The organism is Vibrio lentus (genome assembly GCF_002875945.1).
Taxonomy (GTDB): Bacteria; Pseudomonadota; Gammaproteobacteria; order Enterobacterales; family Vibrionaceae; genus Vibrio; species Vibrio apostichopi.
Genome location: NZ_MCZK01000051.1, coordinates 21,335 through 28,448, shown reverse-complemented (window position 1 = coordinate 28,448; position 7,114 = coordinate 21,335). Strand labels below are relative to the sequence as shown.

General features: G+C 43.7%; 3 protein-coding genes. All 3 read left to right on the top strand.

Annotated features, from left to right (window positions below; translation table 11 throughout):
- Positions 1-380 precede the first annotated feature (380 nt).
- The 3 genes from BCT49_RS04475 (at position 381) to hrpA (ending at position 7,078) form a co-directional block, all read left to right on the top strand.
- Entirely contained in the window at positions 381-1,427 is a 1,047-nt protein-coding gene (locus BCT49_RS04475; protein ID WP_102434311.1) for an alcohol dehydrogenase catalytic domain-containing protein, read from the top strand.
- Positions 1,428-1,449: 22 nt separating this feature from the next.
- Positions 1,450-2,664, top strand: a complete 1,215-nt coding sequence (locus BCT49_RS04470; protein ID WP_102434310.1) for an L-lactate MFS transporter — start codon at positions 1,450-1,452, stop codon at positions 2,662-2,664.
- 346 nt (positions 2,665-3,010) lie between these two features.
- Positions 3,011-7,078, top strand: a complete 4,068-nt coding sequence (gene hrpA / locus BCT49_RS04465; RefSeq protein ID WP_102434309.1) for an ATP-dependent RNA helicase HrpA — start codon at positions 3,011-3,013, stop codon at positions 7,076-7,078.
- The last annotated feature ends 36 nt before the right edge of the window (positions 7,079-7,114 follow it).

Genomic DNA, 7,114 nt, shown 5'->3' with positions numbered 1-7,114 from the left:
AATTACGCAACAAAGCCCTAAATGAGCGGCATTTTTTATGATCTTTAAGTCTGTTTTCACGCTGAGGATGTGTGAATTGAGCTCTACCTATTAATTAAATCATTCGGGGCTCGATATATGTAAATAAGGCGAGGGTGTTTAAATTAAATATTGATGGTTGTGTAATTAATAAATTGAATTTATTTAATTATTTCTTCATTTTCTTTCATTAATTTTAATTGTTTTGACTATTCTAATTATGTTAATTATTGATTGGTCTCTAATTATGTTTCTTGTTTGTTATTCGATTGTTAATCGATGAGTTGATCACGATAATTTATAAATTGCACCTATATTATATCGCTGTGTTTATATAACAATAACGTGAATTAAGGGAAACAATGAAAGCATATGTATTTGATGGTAAAGAGAGCGCGAAATTAGAAGAGCGCCCGATGCCTAACATTATTAAGCAAAGTGATGTCATCGTTAAAATTGAAAAAACCACTATTTGTGGTACGGATTTACATATATTAAGAAATAATGTCTCGACATTTAAGCCGGGCACTATTATGGGTCATGAAGGCGTGGGCATCGTGGAAGAGTGTGGCGAACTTGTGAGTAAATTTAAGCCTGGTGATCATGTAATCGTGTCATGTATTACCACTTGCGGCAGCTGTAAAATGTGCCAAGTTTCTAAGTTTGGGCAATGCTTAGACGGCGGTTGGTTACTAGGTAATGAGATTGACGGTTGCCAAGCTGAATATGTCCGAGTTCCCTACGGTGACACAAGCATGCATCTTGTGCCTGATGATATCGATGCCGATTCTCTGGTTCTATTGAGTGATATCTTTCCTACGGGCTATGAAGTGGGTGTGCTTGATGGACAAGTTCAACCGGGCTGTTCTGTTGCAGTGATTGGTTGTGGCCCTGTTGGTCTAGCCGCATTAATGACCTCCAAGTTCTTCTCACCAAGCGAGATCTATGCGATCGATACTAACCCTCATAGATTGGAAGTTGCCAAAGAATTAGGTGCAACCCACGCGATTGATAACTCTGACGGCAGCGCAGTGCAGCAAATTCTAGACATGACTGATGATGTAGGCGTCGACGTTGTGATAGAAGCAATCGGTATTCCAGCTGGCTGGGATATGTCCCAAAAACTTGTGTGCCCAGGTGGTAACATTGCTGTCCTTGGCGTTCATGGCAAGTCGGCCACGATAAACCTTGAAGATATGTGGAAGCGAAATTTCACTATGACGGCTGGCATGGTTCATACCAACACAATTCCAATGTTAATTAAGCAGATTAGGGCAGGCCACTTGGAGCCTAAACAATTGATTAGCCATCAGTTTAAGTTATCAGAATCAGAACAAGCCTATTCTACATTTACGCATGCTTCTGACCATAAATCGTTAAAAGTTATTATTTCTAACGACTGTTCATAAACCGCTGATTGTTGAGGTTAAATTGATTAGTAAACCATTTAAAATACTAGTGATAGGTTTAATCGTAAACCTATCCATCGGTATCCTATATGTATGGGGCGTATTCAGTGAACCTTTAGCTGAAGCGCTAGGTGTTGACCCTAAAGATGTCGATGGGCCATACCAGACTTCTGTTTTTGCATTTTCGGTAAGCTTGTTTTTAGCTGGAGTCTGGCAAGATAAAATAGGGCCAAGAAAAGTAACAATACTTGGTGTATTTCTTGTCGGAACAGGGCTCTTAGCTTCTGGTTATGCCTCAACATTGGCGGAATTACAGGTTACGTTCGGGTGTATGGTGGGAGCTGGAATGGGCTTTGCCTATGCCTGCATTGGCCCATGTACAATGAAGTGGTGGCCAGAAAATAGAAAGGGACTCGTTAGCGGTTTAACTGCTGGTGGCTTTGCGATGGCAGCTCTGTATTTAGCACCACTATCAACAGTCCTGATAGACCATTATGGCATCTTAGATACTTTTAAGATCCTTGGTGTAGGCCTATTTTTTATGATCCCAATGGCATCATTTCTTGTTAATCCACCCAAAGGATACGTAGCTGAAGAAACGGGCGGGCAAGCGGTAGAATCTGGAGTGGATGTAAATATTCAATGGTTAGATATGCTGAAAACCCCTCAATTTTACCAAATATGGCTAATGTTCATGGTGTCATCTGCAGCTGGCATCATGCTCATTGGTTCAATTGGTAACGTCAGTAAATCCATAGGATTAACATCCGAGGAAATTGCATTAGGTATCATTTTATTAGCGATCTTTAATACCGCAGGGCGAGTTATTGGGGGATTGGTTTTTGATAAGATAGGACGCGTTCATACGTTAGGGCTAATATTCATGTTACAGGCTGTCAATATGGTGTTATTCACAACGATTGAAACCACTATCCCTTTAATGATAGGAATTTCTATTGGTGCGATGTCTTATGGCGCTTTGTTTGGGGTATTCCCTCCAGTTACCGCGGTTGATTATGGTTTAAAATCGTATGGAACTAACTTTGGAATACTCTATTCTGCGTGGGGTGTATCAGGTTTCTTCGGAGGTATACTCGCTTCAGTTTCTGGGTCGCCTGAAAATACTTATTTGGCTTATGCTGCTCTGTTATTTTCGATAACTGTAATGAATTATCTAATGAAGCCTGTAGATAAATCCATAATATTAAATAAGAATGCGATAAACTTGGAGTGTTAACTCATTCCACTTTCGACGGGAATATAACTATTTTTATATGTGACGAGTAAGGTTATATATTTTTAGTTGTTGCTTTTTAAATATTTGTATCCATTCGTAACTTGTTTTTACCATGCTCTTATCAATGTTGGTTTAGGCAACCTAAGCCAACATTCTTCCATGATGTTTTTGATGGTACATCTATAATTTTCCCAGCTTTCAAGTACGAAAAACGACCATTTAACACCTTGTTCTCATTGATTTCTCGAACGTTTAGGCCGCTAATTACCCTTGCTTTGTGTTAACTCGTTACCGTCCTTTATGGTACAATCGCGCGAGTTTAATAAGTACAAGAATAGGACACGCTTTGACTTCGTCTCCGGAAAAAGCAGACAACAACAAGAATGCAGCACAGCCAAGTTCTCCACAGAACGAAGCGAAATCGAATAAGCCTGCATCGAACCGACCTGCTAAGCAATCAAAAGCTAAACCTGCCGATCATTCAGCAGCCAATACAAAAGCATCTCAAAATAGCCCAGCTTCTCTTCGTAAAGCGCTCAACGAATGTATGATGCGCGATCGCTTCCGTCTGAGTAAGCGAATTGCTGGTGCGAGTAGAATTAAAAACGAACAATCTAAAAACGTTGTCTTCGATGAGATAGCGTTAGACATTGCCAAGTCAATGATGACGGCAAATCAGCGTGCCTCGCACAAACCAACCATCGAATACCCAGAGATTCTCCCTGTTAGCCAAAAGCGCGATGATATTGCGAAAGCCATTTCTGAAAACCAAGTGGTTATCGTGGCGGGTGAAACGGGCTCGGGTAAAACCACTCAGTTACCAAAGATTTGTTCTGAGCTTGGCCGTGGCCGCTTTGGCTTAATTGGTCACACTCAGCCTCGTCGTCTTGCGGCTCGTTCGGTTGCAAACCGCATCGCAGAAGAGATGGAAACACAGCTGGGTGATTTTGTTGGTTATAAGGTTCGTTTTAACGACCAAATATCTGATAAAACACAAATCAAATTGATGACCGACGGTATTCTACTGGCGGAAATTCAGCATGACCGTTTCTTAAGTCAATACGACACCATCATCATCGATGAAGCCCACGAACGCAGTCTGAACATTGACTTCATCATGGGTTACTTAAGAGAGCTTTTGCCAAAGCGTCCTGATCTTAAAGTTATCATTACATCGGCGACCATCGATCCAGAGCGTTTCTCGAAGCACTTTAACAATGCACCTATCATTGAAGTATCAGGTCGAACGTACCCTGTAGATACGCGTTACCGCCCATTAGGTGGTGATGAAAGTGATTCAGATCGTGACCAAATCGAAGGCATCTTTGAAGCGGTGGATGAGCTTTGTGATGAAGGGCAAGGCGATATCTTGATCTTCATGAACGGTGAACGTGAAATTCGTGACACGGCCGATTCGTTAAGTAAACGTAACCTGCGTGATACTGAGATTGTTCCGCTTTACGCGCGTTTATCGGCGGGCGAACAGAACCGAATCTTCCAGTCTCATACTGGTCGACGCATCGTTCTTGCGACCAACGTGGCTGAAACCTCGTTAACCGTTCCTGGCATCAAGTATGTCATCGACCCGGGTACGGCGCGTATTAGCCGTTACAGCTACCGTACTAAAGTACAACGCCTACCGATTGAGCCTGTGTCTCAAGCGAGTGCGAACCAACGTAAAGGTCGTTGTGGTCGTGTTGCGGAAGGTATCTGTATTCGTCTGTACTCTGAGGAAGATTTCGAATCACGCCCAGAGTTTACTGACCCTGAGATCCTTCGTACTAACCTAGCATCCGTTATCCTTCAGATGACAGCGCTAGGCCTAGGCGACATTCAAGCATTCCCATTTGTTGAAGCGCCAGATAAGCGCAACATTCAAGATGGTGTAAGACTGCTTGAAGAGCTTGGTGCAATCGCGACAGCTGAACCGGCTGCGAACAAAAACAAGAATCATGGCGACGATAAGAAGAAGCTAACGGCAATTGGTCGTAAGCTCGCTAAGCTGCCGATTGATCCACGTTTAGCGCGTATGGTGATTGAAGCGCCAAGCAACCGCTGTTTGCACGAAGTAATGGTAATTGCTTCTGCATTGTCGATTCAAGATCCGCGTGAGCGTCCATCAGACAAGCAACAATCGTCTGACGATAAGCACAAGCGCTTCTTCGACAAAGAGTCTGACTTCATCACGTTTGTGAACCTATGGGATTACGTTAAGCAGCAACAAAAAGAGCTGTCGAGTAACCAGTTCCGCAAACAGTGTAAGCAAGATTACCTGAACTATTTACGTATCCGTGAATGGCAAGATGTGTACTTCCAAATTCACCAAGCAATGCGTGAATTGGATACCAAATTGAATACAGAACCGGGTAGCTACGATGGCATTCACATGTCTCTGCTATCAGGCCTGCTTTCGCACATAGGTATGAAAGACCAAGAGAAGAATGAATATCAAGGTGCTCGTAATGCGCGCTTCCATATCTTCCCAGCGTCTGGCCTATTTAAGAAACAACCTAAGTGGATCATGTCTGCTGAGCTGGTAGAAACCTCAAAACTTTGGGGTCGTGTTATCGCGAAGATTCAGCCTGAATGGATTGAACCACTAGCGAAACACCTGATTAAGCGCAGCTACAGCGAACCACATTGGTCGAAGAAGCAAGCGGCAGTAATGGCACACGAGAAAGTGATGCTTTACGGAATTCCAATCATCCCTAAACGTTTAGTGAACTACGGAGCGATTGATGCCACTGTCAGCCGTGAGTTGTTCGTGCGCAGCGCGTTGGTAGAAGGTGAGTGGGAAACTAAACACGCCTTCTTCAAGCAAAACCGTAAGCTACTGCAAGAAGTCGAAGAGCTAGAACATAAATCGCGTCGTCGTGACATCTTGATCGACGATGATGAACTGTTCGACTTTTATGACCAACGTGTGGGTGAAGAAGCGGTTTCAGGCCGTCACTTCGATACATGGTGGAAGAAGACCAGTCAGAAAACACCTGAGTTGCTTAACTTCGAAAAGTCGATGCTGTTCCGAGGTGATGCTAGTCACGTTACTGATTTGGATTACCCGAACTTCTGGCATCAAAATGGTATCAAGCTGAAGCTGAGCTACCAATTTGAGCCGGGCGACGACAACGATGGTGTAACGGTACACATTCCGCTGCCTATCTTGAACCAAATCGACCAGAACGGTTTTGATTGGCAGATCCCAGGCCTGCGTCAGGAGTTGGTGATTAGCCTGATTAAGTCACTACCAAAAACGCTACGCCGTAACTTTGTGCCTGCGCCAAACTACGCGGATGCGTTCTTGGCTCGTGTTACACCGTTAGAAGCGCCGTTGTTGGATTCTCTTGAGAAAGAGTTGCGCCGCATGACAGGTGTGGAAGTGGTACGTGATGACTGGAAGTTAGACCAGATCCCAGAGCACTTAAAGGTAACATTCCGCGCTGTAGATCATCGTAAGCGTAAGCTGAAAGAACAGAAAGACTTACATGAGCTGAAAGAAAGCCTGAAAGACAAGGTTCAAGAAACGCTTTCTAAAGTGGCAGACGATGACATTGAACAACAGAACCTGCATACGTGGAGCTTTGGTGAGTTACCAAAAGTCTACCAGCAGAAGCGTGGCGGCTACGATGTTAAAGCCTTCCCGGCGCTGGTGGATACTAAAGACAGCGTAGAGATCAAACTGTTCGAAACCGAGCAAGAGCAGATCTCAGCAATGAAATCGGGTCAGCGTCGTTTAATCCTGTTGAACGTGCCATCACCGATCAAATACTTGCACTCTAACTTGCCGAACAAATCTAAGCTTGGCTTGTATTTCAACCCATACGGCCAGGTTCTCGATTTGATCGATGACTGTATCGCTTGTGGTATTGATAAGTTGATTGAAGAGAAGGGCGGTTTGGTTTGGGAGCCAGAGCAGTTTGAAGCACTGAAAGAACACGTACGTGCAGAGTTGGGTGACAGCGTAGTTGAGATTGCTCAACAGGTTGAAACCATCTTAACCACGGCATTCAGCATCAGTAAGAAACTGAAGGGACGTGTCGATCTTTCTATGGCATTCGCACTTTCTGACATAAAAGCTCAGGTAGAAGGTTTGATTTTTAAGGGGTTTGCCACAGAATGTGGGTGGAAACGTCTGCCGGATATTCTACGCTATATGAAAGCCATTGAGCGCCGTATGGAAAAACTGCCGATTGACCCGAACAAAGATCGTCTTCATATGATCAAAGTTGAGTCAGTAATGAACGATTACAAAGAGCTGCTCAATAAGATTCCAAAAGGGATCGCGGTTCCAGAAAATGTAAAAGAGGTGCGTTGGATGATAGAAGAGCTTCGTGTAAGCTTCTTCGCACAGCAGCTCGGTACGCCTTACCCAGTTTCAGATAAGCGTGTTAAAAACGCTATTGATGCTTGCTAAAGGAATAAAGCTAGACGCAATAGCAAGGTTTGGGTA

Bases quoted from the DNA above. Each gene is read 5' to 3' on its own strand.
- BCT49_RS04475 (WP_102434311.1), top strand. From the start codon at position 381: ATGAAAGCATATGTATTTGATGGTAAAGAGAGCGCGAAATTAGAAGAG.